The organism is Blautia massiliensis (ex Durand et al. 2017), assembly GCF_001487165.1.
In the GTDB taxonomy this organism is placed as follows: Bacteria; Bacillota; Clostridia; order Lachnospirales; family Lachnospiraceae; genus Blautia_A; species Blautia_A fusiformis.
This window is the reverse complement of record NZ_LN913006.1, coordinates 2,212,985-2,235,467: the sequence shown is the minus strand read 5'-3', so window position 1 is coordinate 2,235,467 and position 22,483 is coordinate 2,212,985. Positions and strand designations below refer to the sequence as shown.

The following is a 22,483-nucleotide window of genomic DNA, read 5'->3' as shown; positions in this document are numbered from 1 at the left end:
AAGGAGTGAATACCAGATGAAACAGATTCTGATCGCCACACATGGAAAAATGGCCTCCGGCATTCGTTATACAGCAGAGCTGATCGTTGGAAAAATGGATGAGATCACAACCATCGACGCATATGTGACACCGGAAGACAATGTGGAGAAAAAGTTTGAAGAATATTTCGCACAGCATGAAAACGACAGGATTTTCGTTTTCACAGATCTGATGGGAGGAAGCGTAAATCAGAAGCTTCTGGGATACAGCCAGAAAGAAAATGTCATACTGATCACAGGAACCAACCTTCCGGTCCTGATGCAGGTCATGATGGCAGATGACGATGTGACAGAGGAGGAGATCCAGGAGTTCATCGATGATGCCAGAGAAGAGCTTCAGATGGTAGACCTTGGCGGTGGAAAGAAATCCACATCTGAAAAAAATGCTGAAGAAGATACTGCACAGGGTATCGAAAATACTGCGCAGATTTCAGAAGGTGCTGCATCGTATGCAAAAAAATCCGCACCGAAAAAAGCTCTGGCTCCCCAGTCCTATGACAATTCCACAGCAAAGATCACCGCACTTCGTGTAGATGACCGTCTGATCCACGGACAGGTTGCCATGACCTGGACCAAACAGCTGGCTGTACAGGGAATCGTGGTAGCTAACGACGAGGCAGCTAACGATAACACCCAGAAGATGGCATTGAAAATGGCCGTACCGGGCGGAATCAAATCGCTGATCAAACCGGTGGATGAAGCCATTCGTATCTTAAACAATCCGAAGGCATCCAGGATGCGTATTCTGGTTCTGACAAGAACGGTAAAGGATGCTCTGAAGATAAGACAAAATGTTGGTGAGATCGGATTCCTCAATGTAGGAAATACGGGACGTTTTGATGGAATCGATGTTTCCGAGAAGCTTGTCCTGGCCCCGACTATCATGTTGACAAAAGTAGAACAGCAGGCACTGAAAGAGCTGGTGGCTCTTGATCCGAAGGCCTGTATGCAGCAGGTACCCAATGATGAGCAGAAGCTTGTGAAGGATATACTGGACAAGCTTGACTGACATCCACTGAATAAATAAAACGTAGCACAAAAAAGGGAGGAAAGAAAAAATGTTAAACGCATTTCTTGTAGCACTTGCCGTATTTATCTGTGTCGGCGGTGCAGAGCTGGTCGGATTTACCATGCTGAACCGTCCGATCGTCATCGGGCCACTGGTAGGTCTGTTCCTTGGAGATCTTCACACAGGAGTTATCATCGGAGCTTCATTGGAAGCTGTATTCATGGGAGTTGTAAATATCGGCGGAGCTTCTGCAGCAGAACCCGGAATTGCCACAGCTGTAGGAACTGCCTTTGCCATCATGCTTGGCAAAGGCTCTGAGGTTGCCCTGACACTTGCACTTCCAATCGGTATCCTTGGTCTTCAGATCAAGACCGTTCTCTATATTTTTATTGTAGGTATGTTTGCAAAAACCTTCGACCGTCTGGCGGCAGAAGGAAAAGAAAAACAGATCGTTGCTCTTCACTATGGGCTCTGGGCTGTAAACTGGTTTTTATATTCCCTGTTCGCATTTTTCGGGATCCTGTTCGGATCTGATGCAGTCAGTGCACTTCTGGATGCCATCCCGGATGTTGTTATGAATGGTCTGACAGTTTGCGGCGGACTTCTTCCGGCAGTAGGTATGGCAATGTTGATGAAGATGCTCTGGGATAACAAGATCTGTATGTTTTATTTCCTGGGCTTTGTCCTTGCAGCATACTTAAAGCTTCCACTGATCGCTCTTGCCGTGATCGGTGTGATCATTGCCATTTCTATTGGTATGAATGATTACAAGCTGAACCAGCTTGCGGCGCAGAGAGTGACAGCTTCACCGGCCGGTGGTTCTGACGAATATCTTGATGAAGAAGAGGAGGAATTTTTCTCATGAGTAATTTAACGAAATCCATTCCAGCAGATGAAAGAAAAATGCTGAGAAAAGCGTTCTGGCGTTCCTTCACTCTGTATGCGGCAGTAAGCCCGGCAAAACAGGGAGCTTCCGGTTTCTGCTATTCCCTGATGCCATTTATCAACAAATTTTACAAAAACGATGAGAAAGGCAAAAAAGCTGCCCTCACAAGAAGTATGTCCTACTTCAATACAACCATCACCTGTTCCACTTTCATCATGGGTCTTGTAGCTTCCATGGAGAAGAAAAACAGCGAGCAGAAGGATTTTGACGCGAGCTCTATCAATGCAGTTAAATCCTCTCTGATGGGACCTCTGGCCGGTATCGGTGATTCCATTTTCTGGGGCGTTCTCCGTGTGATCGCAGCCGGGATCGCAGTAGGTCTTGGTGCATCCGGAAATGTTCTGGCACCGATCGTGTTCCTGCTTCTTTTCAACATTCCGTCTATTCTTGTGAAATATTATGGAACATTCCTGGGCTACAAGCTTGGTTCCGAATATATTCAGAAGGTTTATGCAAGCGGTCTTATGAACATCCTGACAAAAGCTGCCAGCATTGTAGGTCTGATCATGGTCGGCGGCATGACTGCCAGCATGGTAACCTTTAATTCCACTTATGAGCTCACCATGAAGGGTGAATCTGTTCTGAATCTCCAGAACATGTTGGACCAGATTTTTATCGGTATTGTTCCTCTTGGACTGACTCTTCTGTGCTACTATCTGCTGAAAAAGAAAAATATCAGCATCACAGTTCTGATCATCGGTGTTATCATCCTGAGCATCCTTCTCTCTCTTCTTGGAATTGCATAAACCTTAAGGATAAAGATCAGAACTATGAAAAGGCGGACCTCAGGTGGTCCGCCTATAAAAAACCTGAAAAAAAGTTATATTGAAATAACTGACTGCAAAAGGGCAGTTGAAGAATACCTGACCGGATATAAATAAGCGGCAAATACGGATTATAAATATCTGCTCAATGCAAAATAAAGGAGACATAAGAAATGAAAGATTGGTGGAAGAATTCCGTTGTATATCAGATTTATCCAAGAAGCTTTAAGGACTCCAACGGGGACGGCTTCGGCGATCTCAAGGGTATTATTGAAAAGCTCCCTTACCTTCAGAATCTTGGAATCGATGTGATCTGGCTCAGCCCTGTTTTTGACTCCCCACAGGACGACAACGGTTACGATATCAGTGATTACCGGAAGATCTACGCGGGCTTCGGAAGTAACGAGGACATGGATGAGCTGATCGGAAAAGCTCATGAGCATGGTATCAAGATCATTCTGGATCTTGTTGTCAACCATACTTCCGATGAGCATGCATGGTTTGTGGAAAGCCGGAAATCAAAAGACAGCAAATACAGTGATTATTATATCTGGAAGGATCCGAAAGCAGACGGCAGTGAGCCAAACAACTGGGGCTCCAGCTTCTGTGGAAGTGCCTGGGAATATGATGAAGAGCGCGGCCAATATTACCTTCATTTTTACAGCAGAAAACAGCCGGATCTCAATTGGGAAAATGAAACCGTCCGTAAGGAAATCTATGATCTGATGAAATTCTGGATGGATAAAGGAGCTGACGGATGGCGTATGGACGTAATCGCATCCATCTCCAAAGACCAGTCTTTCCCGGATTACCCGAAAACGGATGGCCGCAAGTATTATACAGGAAAATATCACAGCAACGGACCAAGACTTCATGAGTTTATCCATGAGATGAACCGGGAGGTGCTTTCAAAATATGACTGTATGACGGTAGGTGAGGCGCCGGGCTCCACACCGGAGGTTGCAAGACTGTTTACAGATCCGGAGCGTGAGGAGCTGAATATGATCTTCACATTTGAGCATATGAACATCGACCGTATTCCGGGCTCTGTAAACCGCAAGTGGGAATTGAAGCCTTTTGATCTCCGTGATCTGAAACGTGTTATGAGTGAGTGGCAGAACAAGCTTTATAACAAGGGCTGGAATGCTCTGTATTTTGAAAATCATGACCAGCCACGTGTGATCTCCAGATGGGGAAATGACACTACTTACCGCGAGGAATGTGCAAAGGCTTATGCTACCGTTCTCCATGGTATGCAGGGAACTCCTTATGTATATCAGGGAGAGGAAATCGGTATGACAAACGTGCAGTTCCCGCTGGAGGAGTACGAGGATATCGAGGTTCGTAATGCATATCAGGATCTTGTCGTTAAGAACAAAACCATTTCTGAGGATGATTTCCGCAAGGCAGTATGGAACAAGAGTCGTGACAATGCCAGGGTTCCTATGCAGTGGGATGACAGCGAAAATGCAGGATTTACAACCGGTAAGCCATGGTTCCGCCTTTCTGATCGTTACCAGGAGATCAATGTAAAAAAAGCTCTGGAAAAAAATGATTCCGTGTTTTATTATTATAAGGATCTGATCTGTCTTCGTCATGAGGAAGAGCTTCTCACAGAAGGTGACTATCAGCTCCTTCTTCCGGAAGACGAGAAGATCTTTGCATATTTAAGAACTTCCGACAAAGAGCAGTGGATCGTGGTGGCAAACCTTTCTGAGGATACGGTAAGTACAGAAGGTCTTGCGAAATATGTGTCCGATAAAGAGGATATTAAGATTGCAAACTATAAGGACAGAACAGGAATCAAAGCGGACTTAAGACCGTACGAGGCGTTTATGATGAGGATCCGGTAATTCCTGAGCTGTTGTATATGTAGTAGTAAAGTGGAAGAAAAGTCTCCGCTTTACAGAGAGCAGGTATGAGTATTTGTGCGTATCTGTACTGCCAAAGGATATCCGGGTGCAGTGCAGATGCGCTTTTTGCCTGTGAGGAAAAGACAAACAGGAGGAATTTATGGAAAAATATATCATTGCAGTGGATATGGATGGAACTCTTCTGAACAGTGAGAATAAGATTTCTGAAAGGAACAGAAATGTTCTGCAGCGTCTGATCGATGACGGACATTATGTGGTGCCGGCAACCGGAAGGACCAGAGAACTGATCCCTCGGGAGTTTTCTGTGCTCCGGGGTGTGAAATGGGGAATCGTGGAAAACGGCTGTGTTGTCTGGGATTACGATAAAAATGAGATGATCTGGCGAAAAACCATGCCAAAAGGAATGGTAAGTAAAATCCTGAAGGATGTGGAAAACAGCGACGCAAAAGGCTGGATCGCAGAGGCTTATGCAAACGGAATCGCCTATTCTGATGCGGATGCCAGAGATTATGTGGCATCTGTAGCGGATAAAGATCTGCTGGAAAAAACTTTTGTAGATTATTTTCTCAGCAGACATGTATATATTAAGGATTTTTATCATCAGAAAGATATTCTGGATCAGGCAGAGAAGATCAATATTTATTTTGATGATATGGAGACCAGCAGGGCACTTCGTGAGAAATGGAAGGATCTGGATGATGTGGCAGTGACTACTTCCATCAGCGGCAATGCGGAGTTTAATGCAGCAGGCGTGGACAAGGGTGTGGGTCTTGCCATGCTTCGCACAAAGCTTGGTATTGACCGGATGCATGTGATCGCTTTCGGAGATAATGAGAATGATCTGGAAATGCTGGAGGGTGCAGGTATCGGTGTTGCTATGGGCAATTCCAAACAGTATGTAAAGGATGCAGCGAATGAGGTGACCGGAGATAACGATCATGATGGTGTGGCGGAATTTCTGGAGAGGTTTTTCGGACTGTAAGCTGTGGTTGATCGTGCTCGTTGATATAAGGGACAGGGAAATGTATTTTTCTCTGTCTTTTTTTATTTGCATTTTTGGTGATATAAGGTATGATAAACGAAGAGGATGCGGGGATTGCTGGTTTTGACCGGTAGTTACCGGTGAAAATTATTTGAGGAGATCAGGAGGATATTTTTTAATGAAAAATCTGATACCAAAGCGTGTGATGGAGTATATCATTATCACATTTGCCGTTGTTCTGATGGATGTGGGAATTTATGTATTTAAGTTTCCGAATAATTTTTCCTTTGGTGGTGTTTCGGGTATGGCGGTTGTGTTTTCGCATTTTATTCCGATGACGTCTGCGCAGATCAACCTGGTGATCAATCTGATTTTGCTGGTGATCGGGTTTATTGTTCTTGGCCGGGATTTTGGAGTGAAGACGGCTTATGTTACGGTTGTTTCTTCTTTGCTTCTGAATGTGTTTGAGAAGGTTTTTCCTATGAACAGGGCGCTGACGGGGAATATTATGCTGGAGCTTTGCTTTGCGATCATTTTGCCGGCGCTGGCTGCGGCGCTGCTGTTTTTTGAGAATGCTTCGGGTGGTGGCACGGATATTGTGGCGATGATCATTAAGAAGTATTCTACGATGAATATTTCGGGTGCATTGTTTGCGGTGGATTGTGTGATCGTTGTTGTTTCGTTTATGGTGTTTGATCTTACTACGGGGCTTTGTTCTGTGCTGGGGCTTATGGCTAAGACGTTGCTGATCGATAAGTCTATTGAGAGAATGAAGCTGAATAAGTATTTTACGATCATTTCCAGTAAGCCGGATGAGATCTGTGAGTTTATTATGAATGGGCTGGATCGGAGTGCTACGGTTTATCATGGGGAGGGTGTTTATTCGCATAAGGATAAGAAGATTATTTTGACGGTTGTTGATGTGAGACAGGCGGTGCTTCTGCAGAGGTTTATTGATGAGGTGGATCCGCAGGCGTTTTTGATGGTTACTAAGAGTAGTGAGGTTGTTGGGAAGGGGTTTATGAGTTATATTTGATGCGATCGTATGGGGTTGTATGCTGATCGTAGGTGATTGTGTATGATTGTAAGCTGATGGAAATTAGGAGAGCGTTCTTTGCGGGCTGGATGGGCTGCGGGGCGCTCTTTTTTGTGGTGGATGGCGTCTCCCCGGCTGTTCGGTTCCGGGCGGGAGGTAGTGGTGGGGGTGTGGGGCGACTGGCGGAAGTGGGGATTGATGAGGGCTGGAGGATTGAGTGGATTCCCGGGAGTTGGATGAGCCATCAGCGCTGCGCTGGATGGCTGGGAGGAAAGGCTGAGTTTCCTGTGGTCTGAAGGTGAGGGATGAGCCATCGTCGCTGCGCTGGATGGCTGGGAGAAAGGTTGAGTTTCCTGTGGTGAAGGTGATGGCTGGGGCATCGTCGCTGTGTTGGATGGCTGATTGGTGTGTGAAGGTTTTGTGAAAGGGGTTTGACAGGTGGGGATTTTTATGGTAGGATACACACTTACGTAACAAATTTAATAAAAATGTAACAAAATGGCGAATGAGGAGCGTGGCGAAGTGGATTGTGAATGTCTGCCTGAATGGGTGGTGCTGCTGCGTGGTTTTCTGAGAGGAGTTTTATTGTTTATGTTTTATAAGAAATTTGCTGCTGTTGTTCTGAGTGCTGTTCTTGTGGGTGTGGTTCCTTCTGTTGTTTTTGCGGATGTGGATGATGTCAGTGCTGTGTCTGATGGAGATGTGGAGGAGCTTTCTATTGAGGATGATTTTTCGGATGGTGCGGATTCTATTTCTGCTTTTGCCAGTGCTCTGGCGGATAAGACGGTTTCTGAGGTTCAGGGGTATCAGGAGGCGAAGGCTGAGGCTGAGGTGATCGCACAGGAGAGGCTTGAGGCTGAAGCGGCTGCTGAGGCTGCGCGTAAGGCGGAAGAGGAGCGTAAGGCTGCTGAGGTTGCGCGTCTGGAGAAGCGGCAGGGGATTGTGGATTTTGCGCTGCAGTTTGTGGGGAATCCTTATGTTTATGGTGGTACGAGTCTGACTAACGGGGCGGATTGTTCGGGGTTTGTGATGTCAGTGTTTGCGGAGTTTGGGTATGAGCTTCCTCGTGTTGCTGCGGCTCAGTGTGCGGCTTCCGAGAAGAAGGATGTTTCGGATATTGAGGCTGGTGATCTGGTTTTTTATGGTGATGGTGGTATTGATCATGTGGCTCTTTATATTGGTGATGGCAAGATCGTTCACGCCAGTACAGCAGCTACAGGGATTAAGGTTTCCGACTATGATTACCGGGCTCCGGCTGCGGTTGGTTCGTTTGTGGCTTAGGATATGGATATAAATGCTTTACTGATATGAAATATAAACTGTCTGTGGAGATTTTTTGGTTGGGTAGGCTGAAAAATAGCTGCAGGCAGTTTTTTTGCAGAAAAATAGTGTATAATTTAACCGAATCAAGTAAGTCTCCTGTGGGTTGCGAAAAGCAATAAGCAGTGGGTGGGGACTTAGATAAAATTCAGAAAGGTTGTGGGGTTATGAATACGAAGGAAATCAGTGGTAAGCGGCAGATGGAGTTTCTGGCCGGGTTTGATTTTGTCAGAGAAGCGGGTACTGCGGGGGAAGTGAAGGCGGCGAAGATGATCCGGGATACTTTGGACAGCTTCGGAGTGAAGAATCGGATGGAGGAGTTTGATTTTTGGGGTTTTCGGATCAACAGAGCGGTGCTTAAGGTTGTGGAGCCTTATCAGAAGGAGTATGTGGTGACCGGGTATGGAAGATGTGGAAATACTGGGGCAGAAGGTCTGAAAGCGGATTTTTTGTATGTGGAGAATGGAGATGCTGTCAGTCTTTCACGGGCGAAGGGTAAGATCGTTATGGTGAATGGCCGGGTGAGTGGTGATGTGTATCAGAGACTGGTGAGCGCCGGAGCTGTTGGTTTTATCAGTGTGGAGGGTTCTCCGCTGGATGAAGGAGTGGACAGGGTTCCCTGTCAGCGCAGCCTGCCGATGATCTTTCCGGGGGATGCAGCAGAAGAGACAGAAGGATTGTCGGAGTCTGCAGAGGATATTCACAAGATGCAGGAAAAATATAGTGGCAGGATTCCGGGGGCGAATCTTCATTATAAGGATGCAGTGGAGCTGGTGACGGAGGGTGCGTCTGAGGTGTGCTTGGTTGTGGAACAGGATGTGACGGCGTGCAGATCCCGTAATGTAGTGGCGAGGATCGAAGGTACGGATAAGAAAGATGAGATCTTGACGATTACGGCGCATTATGATTCGGTGCCGGAGGGACCAGGGGCCTATGATAATATGGCTGGGGCAGCGATCATCATGGAGCTTTGCAGATATTTTCAGCAGTATAGACCGCGCAGGACTATGGAATTTGTGTGGTTTGGTGCTGAGGAGAAGGGTTTGCTGGGCAGCCGGGATTATATCAGAGTTCATGAGAGTGAGCTTGGAGCGCATCGTTTTAATATGAATGTAGATCTGGCCGGGCAGCTGATCGGAGGAAATGTTCTGGGAGTGACGGGAGAGGCTTCTGTTTGTGATAAGCTTCTTGAGATCGCTGACGAAGCAGGGATCGGAGCGTCTGTGAAGAATCAGATCTGGGGAAGTGATTCCAATTCTTTTGCATGGAAGGGAATTCCGGCCATGACTCTGAACCGGGATGGTTTTGGCATGCATACCCGTTATGATACGATTGATCTGCTGTCTGCCTGGTCGCTGGAGAGAAGTGCGATCCTTCTGGGATGTATTGCGGATGCGCTTGGGAATACGGAGGTTTTCCCGTTTGAGAGAAAGATGCCGGAGAAATTTATCGGAGAGCTGGATGAATATATGTGCAGATAGTAAAAAGCTGATTTTATCTGCTCATAACTGGATATTTGTTATGGAACTGTGGGGACTTGTCTGTTTCGGGAAGAGTACAGACAAGTCCTCATAAGTTATTCAATATTTTCAATGGTTATTGACCTTTATAATTCCGCAAGGGAACATGTGGCTTTGAGTCAGGGGGATATTTGCAGCTTTGTAAGGGATTCCCGGAACAGGGGGCAAGCGGAGGTTTGCAATTGAACCAGTGGAATTACTTGATTTGATCAAAATACGATAAAACAATAAAAAATAATACAAAATAATTGACAGTAAGATATCGAACTGTTATACTGAAATCACAGGCTTTCCAGGGATCAATGCGCCGGATATTGTTTTGCGGAGTATTGATTTCTGGAACTTTTATCACAGAAAAATCAGGAATGAGGAGATAGGACCATGTTTACAGAAGAACGACAGAATGCAATAGAGAAATGTCTCCGCGAAAAAGGAAAAGTCAGGGTCAAAGAATTAAGCGAGATGTTTCAGGTTACGGAGGACTGTATCCGCAAGGATCTCAAGATCCTTGAAAATGCAGGCAGATTAAAGAGGACTTACGGCGGAGCGATCCTGTCACAGGAGTATCCTCTGGAGAGAAACGTAGTAGACAGGCGTATGTACAATCTTGATAAGAAGAAAGTGATTGCTGCGAAAGCCTTCAAGCTGATCAAAAATAACGAAACGATCTTTCTGGATGTTTCCACTACAAATATAGAGCTGGCAAGGCTTATCGCTTCGTCGGGTATGCATGTTGTGGTTGTCAGCAATATGATCGATATCCTGCAGATCCTTGCTGCGAATCCGTCCATCACGGCCATAGGCACAGGGGGAACTATGTACCGTTCGGTGAATGGATTTATGGGAGCTGCGGCCATTGAGGTGATCAAGCAGTACAGCTTTGACCGGGCATTTTTGGGAAGCTGTGGCGTGGATATGACAGATTTTGCAGTTACTACATCCGGAGTGGAGGATGGATTGACCAAGAAGGCGGCAGTGCAGAGCAGCAGACATAAATATGTGGTTATGGAGAGAGAGAAGTTTTATTTTAACGAATCTTATAAATATACACATTTTGATGATATCAGCGGGATCATTACCGATGAATTTCCGGATGATACCATTGTGAACATACTGAGGAATACCGGAGTGAAATTACTCTGAGCAGACAGTAATAAAGGGGGATTTTTACATGAAAGACTATATTCTGGAAACCTGTGTGGATTCTGTGGAATCCGCCATGGCAGCAGCCGAGGGTGGTGCGGACAGATTGGAGCTTTGCAGTAATCTGATCATCGGGGGAACAACTCCCGGCCCATGGCTTTTTGAGGAAATAAGGAAGCGTTCAGATATCCGGATCCATGCGCTGATCCGTCCGCGGTTTGGAGATTTCTGTTATACAGATGCGGAATTTTCTATGATAAGGAATGCAGTAAAGGATTTCCGCAAAATGGGAGCGGAGGGTGTCGTGGTAGGTATCCTGAAACCGGATGGCACCTTGAATATGGAACAGATGAAAGAGCTGATGGATGCGGCGGGAGATATGTCTGTTACGCTGCACAGGGCTTTTGATGTGTGCGCAGATCCGATCGAGGCTATGGAACAGGCAATCTCTCTGGGAATCGATACGATCCTTACCTCCGGACAGAAGAATACCTGCCTTCAGGGTGCGGAGCTTTTGAAGGAACTGGAAACCAGGAGTCAGGGACGTATCACCATCCAGGCGGGGAGTGGCGTCGGTGCGGAAGTGATCCGCCAGCTTTATCCTCTTACCGGGATCAAGGCTTATCATATGAGCGGCAAGGTTGTAACGGACAGTGCGATGCAGTTTCGCAAGGAAGGTGTCAATATGGGACTTCCGACATTCAGTGAATATGAGATATGGCGTACAGATATTGAAAATGTTCGTGCTGCAAAGAAAGTTCTGGAGGAATTATAATGGCTGAGGGGAAGATTTTTCTGAAAGAAAACCGTGATCGGATCGAAAAAAAATATCGGGAGCAGATGATGGGGTTACCGCAGGTTTTTGCGGAGATTGATAAAAAGCTTGCGGAATGCACAGACGAAGTGGCTCTGGCGTGCAAATATTTATATGCGTTCATGCCGTACAGTGATATCGGAAATTACGCGTTTGAAGTATTCCTGGATTATGCGGAGAATGGCGTATATTTATGGAAGGAAAACTCCGGGGTGGCAGAGCTGCCGGAGGAAATCTTTTTGAATTATGTGCTGTTTCATAGAGTAAATGAGGAGGAGATCGCACCCTGCCGTACATTTTTCCGCAGGGAGATCGGAGAGAGAACTGAGGGAATGAGCTTCCGGGAAGCTGCCCTGGAGGTGAACTACTGGTGTGCACAGGAGGCTACCTATCATTGTACAGATGATCGTACCCTGTCTGCACTTGCCGTATACCGCAGAGGAAACGGAAGATGCGGAGAGGAATCTGTATTTACCGTTAATGCACTGAGAAGTGTTGGTGTACCTGCCCGTCAGGTATATGCACCAAAGTGGTCTCATTGTGATGACAATCATGCGTGGGTGGAAATCTGGTGCGATGGAAGCTGGTATTTTCTGGGAGCCTGTGAGCCGGAGGAGATCCTGAATAAGGGATGGTTTACCAACGCTTCCTCAAGGGCCATGATGGTCCATTCAAGAGTTTTTGATACCATGATCCCGGAGGGAGAAGTGATCGGCAAAGATGGTATGGTGACTATGCTCAACGAGCTGAAACGATATGCACGGACAAAAGAGATCACTGTGTCCGTAAAGGATTCACATGGAAAACCGGCAGAAGGTGCAGAAGTTTCTTTTGAGGTGCTGAATTATTCGGAATATGCCCCGATCGCAGAACTGAAAACCGACAGTCTGGGAAAAGTCAGCCTGACAACAGGGCTTGGAAGTATCCATATTTCTGCAAGGATGTATGCAGATGGAGAATGGCTGCATGCAGAAAACAGCATGGATACAAAAACAGAGGATTGTTGTGAGATCTGTCTGATGCCCGTAGGAAAGGAAAAGGGTATTTTTTATGAGGAGTGGACGGAGATCGATATGATCGCACCTCATGATGCACCTGTAAATAAAGATATGCCAACACCGGAGCAGAAGGAAAGGGGTAGCAAACGTCTGGCAGAGGCAAACGCTTACAGGGAACAGAAGGTAAGAAACCTGAGCAATCCGGAGTGTCGGAAATTCCTGGAAAAAGAAACTGGAGATTCTTCAATGAGAAAAAAACTCCTTGAAGTCCTCACAGAGAAAGACAGAACAGACTGTATCAGCCAGGTTCTGGAGGAGCACCTGAAATCTGCATTACCGTATGAAAAAAACATGGATGCAGATATTTTTGTACCATATGTACTGAACCCGAGAGTTGACGATGAAGTTTTGCAGAAATACAGAAAAACGATTCTTGAGCAACTGTCGGAAGAAGAAAAAAATATGCTGCAAAAGGAACCGGCGAAGATCTGGAAGTGGATTGAGGATAAGATCGTTTCCAGTCCGGAGAAAGAACGCAGCAGTGTGATCACCACGCCGTCCGGATGTTTGAAAACGGGAACAGGAAGCATTCTGTCAAAGAAGATCCTTTTTGTGGCAATGGCGAGAACACTGGGGATTCCGGCACGCCTGAACCCTCATGACCGTTCCATGGAGTATATGAAAAACGGAAAATTCATCTCAGTATCTGCGGAAACGGAGAAAAAGGCATCGATCCTTCTGAAGGCAAGTGCGGATACACAGTGGAAATATTTCCAGAACTGGAGCATCGCAAAACTGGAAGCCGGAAAATATATCACACGGAAGCTGGAAGCCGAAAATTTCAGAGATCAGGTGATGAAGCTGCCGCTGGAAGCGGGAAATTACAGGATCCTTACCTCAAACAGATTGCCAAATGGAAATATATTTGCAGCGGAGTATTATTTTGAGGTTCAGATCGGAGAAATGAAGAGGGTGGAGCTGGCATTTCGGAATGCAAACCTGGAAGATATGCTGGAGAATATCTCCATACCGGAATTTACTCTCAGAAAAGAAGATGGAAGCACCGTGAAGGCGTCAGAACTGACGGCAGATGGGAAGCATATCCTGGCGTTTCTGGAAGAGGAGAAAGAACCGACGGAGCATATCTTAAATGAGATGATGGAGCAGGAAGAAGCTTTTTCCCGATATGCGAATAGGATCATTTTTGTAGTAAAAAGCAAAAAAGCGCTGGAGACACCTACCCTTTCAAGAGCACTGGGCAAGCTTGGAGATGTTCAGATCTTATATGATGATTTTTCAGAGATCATCAATACACTGGGAAGAAGAATGTACGTAGATCCGGATAAGCTTCCGCTGATCATTGTGACAAACAAAAGCCTGAATGGGATCTATGCAACCAGCGGATACAATGTGGGAACCGGAGATATGCTGCTGAGACTGCTGTGACAGATATAACGGATATATACAGAAGGAACACAGGCCGTATCATCGACTGTGTCGGTGACGGTCTGTGCCCTTTGTAAAAGCTGTGAAATTATTGCAGTGGTTCAGATGCTCAGAATATGCGGGCAGATCGGAATGAAAATGCCTGTTGTGCTTCCCGAAATTGCCGTAATAAAAGTTGCTTTGCATTACTTAGCATCAGAAAAGAGATCACGCACGGAATCCCGGTAGATACATTCTGGCTTCAGGCGTATCGTCCTTGGAAAATCACTGTAGTCTCCGTTCATTCTGCGAAGCAGCAGATCACAGGCCTGCTCTGCCAGACCGGTCAGCGGCTGACGGACAGCGGTCAGCTGAGGAGAAAGCAGCATGGACAGTTCAAAATCATCAAAGGAGACAACAGACAGGTCTTCCGGGATCCGGATGCCAAGGCTGTAGATCGCTTCATAAATACCGAGGCATAGTGTATAGTTCGCAGAAAATACGGCAGTCGGACGTTCCGGAAGATTCCATAATTTCTGCATTGCCTGATATCCAAAGTCGTTTGTGTAATTTTCAGCGATGATATAATCGGGATTAACCGGAATATCGTAGTCTTCCAGTGCCCGGAGATAGCCTTTTTTTCGTTCACATGCAGTATAGGATGCAGGAGAACCGGTGACAAGGGCGATCTTCTGATGCCCCATTTTTATCAGATGCTCCACGATCTCGTAGGCTCCGGAGGTACAGCTGGTCTGTACACAGTCTGTACGGTGGAAATGGCTGTGTTCTTCCAGCTCCACAACAGGGATTTTGGCGTGTTCCACAGCAGAACAGATGTCCTGGTTCAGACTGAAAGAGGTAATGATAAGGCCGTCGATCCCAGAGCGGAGCATGTGAGGGACGAATTTATTGACATGATCCTTATACTTGTCGCCGCTCATAAATGTGAGAGAATAACCGTGAGCGCGCATGGTGTTTTCTATTTTGCTCAGAAGAAAAGCATTATGCGGAGTATTGGGAGGACCGGATACCAGACCGATACGGTAAGTCTTGGAGGAACGAAGTCCCCGGGCCGTGTTTCGTGGAACGTAATTCAGTTTCCGGATCGCTTCGTCGATCTGCTTTTTGTTTTGCGGCCGTACAGTTCCGCCGTTGATATATTTTGAAATGGTGGCCAATGCCAGACCGGTTTCTCTGGCAATGTCCTTGATGGTTGCACTCATAAATCAATCCTTTCCGGATGCTGTACTGTTGTGTTCGGACAGGTCTTTTACGGAGCGCCGCGGGTGGAATACAACATCCAGCATGTCTATTTTGGGAAAATCCGTATAGTCTCCATGGATCCTTTTTAAAAGTAATTCCACAGCATGTTTCCCCATGCTTGTCAGATCCTGTGAGACGCAGGTCATAGTCGCGCTCATGGTCTTGAAAAGCGGATCATCATCAAAGCACACAAAGGAAATATCCTGAGGAACGGAAATTCGTGCCTGGCTGGCAGCGCTTAAACCGCCCATTGCGGAGAGATAGCAGTCAAAAAAAACAGCAGTAGGGGGATCGGAAGAATCCATAAGCTTCTGGAAATGCAGGTTGCTCTGGGTGATCGTTTCTGCAGTGGAACCAAAAGAAACAGGGGGAAAAGAATCCTGCTGTTTCAGAAGGTCAATGCCATTTTTCTGATATACATCCACAAAGCCCTGGATCCGCTGCTCGATGGTGTAGGAGTCCAGATACTGTTCCATGATCCAGACCTTTGTGTGGCCTTTTTCCAAAAGGTGCTCTGCCAGCAGTGCACCGCCTCTGTAATTATCAGAAATAACACAGTCTACAGGAAAATGTCTCATGGAAGCAGGAATCTGATCGAGCATTACAACCGGTATGCCGGCATTCTGTAAGAGCTGGTACAGGTCATCATGCCAGCAGGATGGGAGCATGATGACTCCGTCAAAGTGCTGGGAGATAATATCCTGTATCGTATCGATCTCCTTCTGATGTTCAAAAAAGAAAGAACAGACAATAACTGTATAGCCATGATCCGTGAAATGCTTGATAATGGAGTTGACAAGCTCGCCCCAGAAATAATTACCAAGATCTGAGATCAGGATACCGATGGTATGTGTGTTTTTGGCACGGAGAAGCTGGGCATTCCGGTTTGGGGTATATCCAAGCTCCTGAATTGCCTTTTCTATAAGGATACGATTTTCTTCCCGTATTTTTTTGTGGTTTATATATTTGGAGATCGTTGCGGTGGACAGGCCTGTCGCACGGGCGATATCATTGATCGTAACGTTCATGTAAAACCTCCGGTTCTGATACATTTACAGATAATAGAGTATTTTCATATTATATCATGAAAAAGAAAATGCCTCAATACACATGGCATTTTTTACACATAAAGTATCAGAAAAAACGAGCGTATTGTACAGAAAATTGATAAAAATGAAACGTTTAACAAAACCTGATACGAAAAAGTACACAAAAACAAGACGAAATAATTGTAAAAAATAGGAAAAATGATTTTTGCCCTATGATTTTACTTGAAAAGCTGCTTCGGATGCGGTAAGATAGTCTTAACAAAAAACGAAACGTTTTATGCAACAAGAAAATCAGCTATACGAAACAAGGAGAAGGTTATGGCAGACACAAAGCAGCAGTGGTATAAAGATGCCAAATACGGATTATTCATCCATTGGGGACTTTATTCCATCCTTGCAGGAGAATGGAAAGATCCGAAGACCGGCGAGGTCACCAAGACAGACCGTATCGCAGAGTGGATCGAGAACAATCTCAACATTGACAAGGAAGATTACAGAAAGCTGAAAGATGAGTTCCATCCGGACAAATTTGACGCGGACATGTTTGTGAAAAGAGCGAAAGAGCAGTGGGGTGTTAAATATATCGTTCTTACTTCCAAGCATCACGAGGGATTCGCAATGTACGATTCCAAGGTCAGTGATTTTAATGTAGTGAAGGCTGCAGGAAGAGATATCTTAAGAGAGCTTTCCGATGCTTGTAAGAAATATGACATGACAATGGGTATCTATTATTCACAGGCTCAGGACTGGGATGATGACAATGCCTATAAGAAGGATTACGAAGACAAGAACGAATGGAAGCCGGAATTCCGTATATACTTCGATGAGAAATGCAAACCGCAGTTAAAAGAGCTTCTTGAGAATTACGATAATATTTCCCTGATCTGGTTTGATACTCCGATGGGAATGACCGCAGACGAAGCTCAGGAATTAAGAGACTGGGTTAAGGGTATTAAGCCTGACTGCATCATCAGCGGACGTATCGGACACCAGAAGGGCGATTACATGACCACCGGTGATAACTTTATTCCACGTCTTCCATACGACGGTGACTGGGAAGTACCGGCAACTGTAAATGATACATGGGGTTATAATAAATACGATACAAACTGGAAGAATCCGGATGATATCCTGAACCTTCTTCTCAAGATCGTCGGCAGAGGCGGAAATTACCTGCTGAACGTAGGACCAATGGCAGACGGAACTGTTCCGGAAGCTTGTGTCGAGGTTATGAATGAGGTTGGTAAATACGTGACTGAGAATGCGGAAGCAATTTACGGAACCAAGAATGTTGGTATCTATCCGTATGAGATCCCGAGCATTGAATTTACAAAGAGACCACATAAGCTTTACGTACACGTCCTTGCACCGAGATATCGAGTTGAACTGCTGAACATCGGTAATCAGTTAAAGGGTGCATATGTGGTAAGCACAGGAGAAAAGCTTCCGTGCCGCGCATTAAAGTGCTGCGAAGGAAACTCGATGATAGAGGTAGAGCTTCCGGAGAAGCTTCAGGGGGCAAAGAACTACTGTGTATGCCTGGAGCTTGAGGAAGAAGAGCCGATCTTTGAGGCGATCATCGATTGATCAATTTATGAACATCAAGGGGAAAACTATATAATAAAAAATCATATTAAGGGAGGATTTATTCATGAAGAAACGAATGAAAAAAGTTGCAACACTGTGTCTCGCCGGTGTAACAGCAATGTCAACAGTAGGCGTAACAGGAAGCGCCGTATTTGCAAAGGGTGACACAAACTACGATGTAGACAATATGGATTTTGAAAACGTTGAGCTTCGTGTAGCATTCAGATTTAACAACGGATCTGATACAGACGGACAGGCTAAATGGTATTACAAAGCACTTGAAGAGTTCAATAAAGAGAACGAAGGAAAGATCCATGTAACAGATGAGAGTATTTCTACAGAGTCTGATTACGAAGAGAAGCTTACAACAGATTTCGCTTCCGGTAATGTACCGAACGCATTCCTTCAGTATGGCGGAAGCCGTACAAGAGAGTATGTAGATGCAGGATATATACTGGATCTGACACCATACTTTGAACAGTATCCGGAATGGAAAGAGGGAGTTCAGGATTTTGCATGGGAGACAACACAGTTTGACGGCATTGAAGGAACCTATGGTATTCCGTGGTCCGCTTATCAGCTCTGTCTCTACTACAACAAAGATTACCTTGATCAGGTTGGCGTAGATGTTCCGGAGTCCTGGGATGATCTTGTTGATGCCTGCGCAAAATTAAAAGATGCAGGAATCCAGCCATTCAACTACTCTGACAAAGATAACTATCACTTCGAGCATCTGATGAGTGCTCTTGCTCTGAAAGCTTACGGAACAAGCATCGCAGATGATCTTGCAAGCGACAAAGAGGCTTACAACGGCGAGAAGATGGTTGCAATCTATCAGAAGATGAAAGATATGATTGATGCAGGATACTGGGGAGACGGAATCCTCAGCACAGACTTCAACACAGAGAGAAATATGTTCGAGGCAGGAAAAGCTGCATTCACAGTTGACGGAACATGGAACTGCGGTAACTTCCAGAATGACTCCGATACAACTCTCTTCGATGCTCAGAAGATCGGTGTTACAAGAATTCCTTATATCGACGAAGCAAACAAGACTGTAGAGATGGGCGGCGGTTCTGATACATACTACATCACTACATTAAACAAGAGCGATGAGGAAATCGCAGCAACTGTTAAATTCATCAAATACCTTACAAGTGTAGATTCCATCAACGAAATGTGCAAATCCAGCCCGACAACATATGCTGAGAAGGTTACGATTGATACAGGTAACTATCTGCTTGACGATGTAAATGCGATCATGGCTGAGAATACAGAGTCTAAACTTGAGATTCCTACATATGACAGCAACACAGCAGCTATGGATACAATCCGTAATTCTCTTCAGGCATTAGCGACAGGCGCAAGTGCACAGGAAGTTGGAGACGATATCGTTGACAAAATGTCTGCTTACGAATAAAGAGAATTTTGACTGAACGCATGATGTGTGGATAAGAGAAACAGGGGGAAGCATCATCTGCTTCCCCTTGTTTATTACGGAGGTATACATATGGCAGGTAAATCTGTACCAAAGGTAAAACAGAAGCTGGATAAAAAAGATCTTACGCTTTCTTTAGCGTTCCTTCTTCCGGCAATTTTAATAACTGTTATTTTTGTCATCTACCCTGTTTTTGATACCGTAGGCTTATCATTCCGTAAATGGAACGGTATGTTTGGTGCGGCAAAGCAATGGGTAGGACTTGAGAACTATCAGAAGATTTTTTCAGATAAGCTGTTCTGGAATGCAATGCTCAACAGTGTGTACTTTATGATCGGTGGTTTCGTTATCCTGATGCCGCTTTCATTTGGTCTCGCAATGCTGGTAACTGCAAAGATCAAGGGAACCGGATTCTTCAGAACCTGCTACTTCCTTCCGAATATGTTAGGAACAACAGCAGTAGCCCTGATGTGGACATTTATGTTAAATCCGAACTTTGGTATCTTTAATACCATTGAAAATATTTTCGGCCTTCATGGTACGATCCCTGATGTGCTGACGATAAAGACTGTAAACGTCTGGATCGTTGTTCTGGTAAACGAATGGATGTATGCCGGATATAACATGCTGATCTTTGCAGCTGGTCTGGTGGCGATCCCTGATGAGTTAAATGAGGCTGCAGCGCTGGATGGTGCTACAGGATGGCAGAGGATCCGCTATATCATCCTTCCTCTGATGAAAAACTCCTTCAAGGTATTCTCTATTTTGTGTATTACAGGATGTCTGAAAGTATTCGATATCATCTGGGCAATGACAAGAGGAGGCCCGAACGATATCAGCTCCACACCTTCAATCATGCTTTATACACAGGGATTCTCCTATAAGCTGTTCGGACGAAGCAGTGCATACGGCGTTATTCTGTTAGTGCTGGGTGTTGTGCTGAGTCTTGTGACCAATCATTTGTTCCGTGAAGATAAAGATCTTGCAATGTAGGCGGAAGGAGAAGAGACGATATGGAAAAAACAGCTAATAAACAGAAAATGCATGGAGGAAAGATAGCGCTGTACATTATCGCGATCCTGTGGACAGTTGTTACACTGTTTCCGGTAGTAGTGACCGTAATGGCTTCCTTCAAAACAAACTCAGAGATTTACCTGAACCTGTTAAGCTTCCCTAAGAAGATTATGTTCCAGAACTATATCAGCGCAAACAAAACAGCGGATGCATTGAATACCATCAAGAACTCCCTGGTTGTAGCGACTCTGACAACTGTATTTAATACTGTAGTCGGAATGATGGCAGCATACATCTTATCAAGAAAAGATTACAAATTCCTGAAATGGGTATATGTATTCTTCATGATCGGAGTAATGGTTCCGGTTCACTGTACACTGATCCCGATCAACAACATTGCAACAGCATTAAATGCAAAGAACAACCTGTTCTTCCTGATCCTGATCTATGTTGCGTTTGGTATGTCCCAGGCGATATTCCTTTATACAGGATTCATGGATGGAATCTCCAGGAACCTGGATGAGGCGGCGATCATTGATGGATGTAACAACTGGCAGCTGCTGTGGAAGATCCTTTTCCCTGTTTGCAAGCCGATCATCGCAACAGAGGCGATCTTCGTATTCATCTATGGATACAGTGAACTTGTATTCTCCATGATCCTGATGACAGATACCAAATATTTCACAGTTTCACGTGCGATGCTGAACTTCTCTTCTGCACATACACAGGAGATCGGAAGTCAGTTTGCATATGTAGTAATGTCCGTAATTCCGATGCTTATCATTTACATCGTGTTCCATAAACAGATTGAAAAAGGTATGCTTTCCGGAGCTATCAAAGGCTGATGCTTTTAATCTAAACAGGAGGAAAAAATCATGTATCAGTTTGACAGAAAAGAATATGAAAAACGTATGGAGTGGTACCAGGATGCCCGTTTTGGAATGTTTATCCACTGGGGATTATATTCTATCCCTGCAAGAGGCGAGTGGGTACGAAGCGTAGAGGAAATACCTGAGGAAGAATATCTTCCGTTTATGAAAGAATTTGATGCAAGAGACTACAACCCGAAGCAGTGGGCAAAAGAGGCCAAGGCTGCAGGTATGAAATATGTAGTCCTGACAGCAAAACATCACGACGGCTTCTGCTTATTTGACAGTAAATACACAGATTACAAGGTAACAAACACACCGGCAGGAAGAGACCTGATCAAGGAGTATGTAGAGGCACTTCGTGAGGAAGGCCTTAAGGTTGGAATCTATTTCACACTGCTTGACTGGCATCATCCGGATTATCCGCATTACGGAGATCGTATCCATCCGATGAGAAACCACAAAGAGTGCGGAAATGAGAACCGTGATTTCTCACGTTATACAGAATATCTGTATAATCAGGTAGAAGAGATCTGTACAAACTACGGACAGATCGATATCATCTGGTTTGATTTCTCCTACGACGATATGAGAGGGGAAAAATGGGGCGCAACCAAGCTGATCAACATGGTGCGCAGCTTACAGCCGCAGGTTATCATCGATAACCGTCTGGAAGCCAGCGGAGAGGGAAGAGGATCCCTGTATGAGTGTGATCCGACACCGTACCATGGCGATTTCGTAAGCCCTGAGCAGATTATCCCGCCGGAAGGAATCTGCGATAAGGAAGGCAACCCGATGGTCTGGGAAGCATGCTTCACCATGAACAACAACTGGGGATACTGTGCAAACGACCATTATTACAAACCGGCTTCCATGCTGATCAAGAAGCTGGTAGAGTGCGTTTCCAAGGGTGGAAATATGATCCTGAACGTAGGACCGGATGCCAAAGGTAAATTCCCGAAGGAATCTTCTGCGATCCTAGCTGAGATCGGTCGCTGGATGGATAAGAATCATGACAGTATCTACGGCTGTGTACCGGCTGAAAACATTCCGAAGCCGGATTACGGACGTATCACCAGAAACGGAAACAAATACTATGTGCATATTTATGAGAATACACTGGGACCACTTCCGCTTCTGGGATTTGATAAGGATAAGATCGTGAAGGTGCGTGCGCTGGATGACGGACATGAGGTGCCGATCTCCAATGCATGGATGCACAGCGATTACCCGGATATCGCATTCGTTGATCTGGGACCTGACCCGGTACTTCCTGACCCGGTAGACTATGTTCTCGAAGTAGAGATGGCTGAGTAAAAAAACGAATCAATAATAAAAAAGAACAACAGGAAAAGCAGGAGATATGTGAATCTTAGTTATCCGGTTGTTCTTT

General features: G+C 45.3%; 18 protein-coding genes. 16 read left to right on the top strand and 2 right to left on the bottom strand.

Annotated elements, in window-relative coordinates:
- Positions 1-16: 16 nt before the first annotated feature.
- From BN3261_RS17345 to BN3261_RS11220, 11 genes are all read left to right on the top strand, one after another.
- Positions 17-1,048, top strand: a complete 1,032-nt coding sequence (locus BN3261_RS17345; protein WP_110925797.1) for a PTS sugar transporter subunit IIAB — start codon at positions 17-19, stop codon at positions 1,046-1,048.
- Positions 1,049-1,097: 49 nt separating this feature from the next.
- A complete protein-coding gene (locus BN3261_RS11270; RefSeq protein ID WP_059086278.1) occupies positions 1,098-1,913 on the top strand; it encodes a PTS mannose/fructose/sorbose/N-acetylgalactosamine transporter subunit IIC in 816 nt (271 codons plus the stop codon).
- Complete coding sequence (locus tag BN3261_RS11265) at positions 1,910-2,740, top strand: PTS system mannose/fructose/sorbose family transporter subunit IID (RefSeq protein WP_059086277.1); 831 nt, start codon at positions 1,910-1,912, stop codon at positions 2,738-2,740. Before BN3261_RS11270 ends, BN3261_RS11265 begins: the two co-directional genes overlap by 4 nt.
- Positions 2,741-2,931: 191 nt before the next feature.
- On the top strand, positions 2,932-4,611 hold the full coding sequence (locus BN3261_RS11260; protein WP_059086276.1) for a glycoside hydrolase family 13 protein: 1,680 nt from the start codon (positions 2,932-2,934) through the stop codon (positions 4,609-4,611).
- 160 nt (positions 4,612-4,771) lie between these two features.
- Positions 4,772-5,614: a Cof-type HAD-IIB family hydrolase gene (locus tag BN3261_RS11255; protein WP_059086275.1), complete on the top strand. Its 843-nt coding sequence runs from the start codon at positions 4,772-4,774 to the stop codon at positions 5,612-5,614.
- A 178-nt stretch (positions 5,615-5,792) separates the two neighbouring features.
- The gene (locus BN3261_RS11250) at positions 5,793-6,650 is read left to right on the top strand and encodes a YitT family protein (protein ID WP_059086274.1); all 858 of its coding nucleotides are present in this window, start codon (positions 5,793-5,795) and stop codon (positions 6,648-6,650) included.
- A gap of 591 nt (positions 6,651-7,241) precedes the next feature.
- Positions 7,242-7,931, top strand: a complete 690-nt coding sequence (locus BN3261_RS11240) for a C40 family peptidase (RefSeq protein WP_059086272.1) — start codon at positions 7,242-7,244, stop codon at positions 7,929-7,931.
- 206 nt (positions 7,932-8,137) lie between these two features.
- On the top strand, positions 8,138-9,451 hold the full coding sequence (locus BN3261_RS11235; RefSeq protein ID WP_059086271.1) for a M28 family metallopeptidase: 1,314 nt from the start codon (positions 8,138-8,140) through the stop codon (positions 9,449-9,451).
- A 420-nt stretch (positions 9,452-9,871) separates the two neighbouring features.
- Positions 9,872-10,633: a DeoR/GlpR family DNA-binding transcription regulator gene (locus tag BN3261_RS11230; RefSeq protein WP_015525379.1), complete on the top strand. Its 762-nt coding sequence runs from the start codon at positions 9,872-9,874 to the stop codon at positions 10,631-10,633.
- A gap of 28 nt (positions 10,634-10,661) precedes the next feature.
- Positions 10,662-11,408 carry a copper homeostasis protein CutC gene (locus BN3261_RS11225; RefSeq protein ID WP_015525380.1) on the top strand — a complete coding sequence of 249 codons (747 nt, stop codon included), beginning with the start codon at positions 10,662-10,664 and terminating at the stop codon, positions 11,406-11,408.
- Positions 11,408-13,891 carry a transglutaminase domain-containing protein gene (locus BN3261_RS11220; RefSeq protein ID WP_059086270.1) on the top strand — a complete coding sequence of 828 codons (2,484 nt, stop codon included), beginning with the start codon at positions 11,408-11,410 and terminating at the stop codon, positions 13,889-13,891. Before BN3261_RS11225 ends, BN3261_RS11220 begins: the two co-directional genes overlap by 1 nt.
- Before the next feature lie 185 nt (positions 13,892-14,076).
- Here the strand turns inward: BN3261_RS11220 and BN3261_RS11215 are convergent, their stop codons facing one another.
- Positions 14,077-15,093: a LacI family DNA-binding transcriptional regulator gene (locus tag BN3261_RS11215; RefSeq protein ID WP_015525383.1), complete on the bottom strand. Its 1,017-nt coding sequence runs from the start codon at positions 15,091-15,093 to the stop codon at positions 14,077-14,079.
- Between the two features lie 3 nt (positions 15,094-15,096).
- Positions 15,097-16,161: a LacI family DNA-binding transcriptional regulator gene (locus BN3261_RS11210; RefSeq protein ID WP_015525384.1), complete on the bottom strand. Its 1,065-nt coding sequence runs from the start codon at positions 16,159-16,161 to the stop codon at positions 15,097-15,099.
- A 243-nt stretch (positions 16,162-16,404) separates the two neighbouring features.
- Here BN3261_RS11210 and BN3261_RS11205 point away from each other — a divergent pair, with 243 nt between their 5' ends.
- From BN3261_RS11205 to BN3261_RS11185, 5 genes are all read left to right on the top strand, one after another.
- Positions 16,405-17,769, top strand: coding sequence for an alpha-L-fucosidase (locus BN3261_RS11205; RefSeq protein WP_268872678.1), 1,365 nt, complete (start codon positions 16,405-16,407; stop codon positions 17,767-17,769).
- A gap of 64 nt (positions 17,770-17,833) precedes the next feature.
- Positions 17,834-19,189 (top strand): ABC transporter substrate-binding protein, encoded by a 1,356-nt coding sequence (locus tag BN3261_RS11200; RefSeq protein WP_059086268.1) that lies wholly within the window; start codon positions 17,834-17,836, stop codon positions 19,187-19,189.
- 90 nt (positions 19,190-19,279) lie between these two features.
- Positions 19,280-20,200, top strand: a complete 921-nt coding sequence (locus BN3261_RS11195) for a carbohydrate ABC transporter permease (RefSeq protein ID WP_044962507.1) — start codon at positions 19,280-19,282, stop codon at positions 20,198-20,200.
- Positions 20,201-20,220: 20 nt separating this feature from the next.
- Complete coding sequence (locus BN3261_RS11190; protein ID WP_021653145.1) at positions 20,221-21,066, top strand: carbohydrate ABC transporter permease; 846 nt, start codon at positions 20,221-20,223, stop codon at positions 21,064-21,066.
- A 30-nt stretch (positions 21,067-21,096) separates the two neighbouring features.
- The gene (locus tag BN3261_RS11185; RefSeq protein ID WP_021653144.1) at positions 21,097-22,407 is read left to right on the top strand and encodes an alpha-L-fucosidase; all 1,311 of its coding nucleotides are present in this window, start codon (positions 21,097-21,099) and stop codon (positions 22,405-22,407) included.
- Positions 22,408-22,483: the final 76 nt, after the last annotated feature.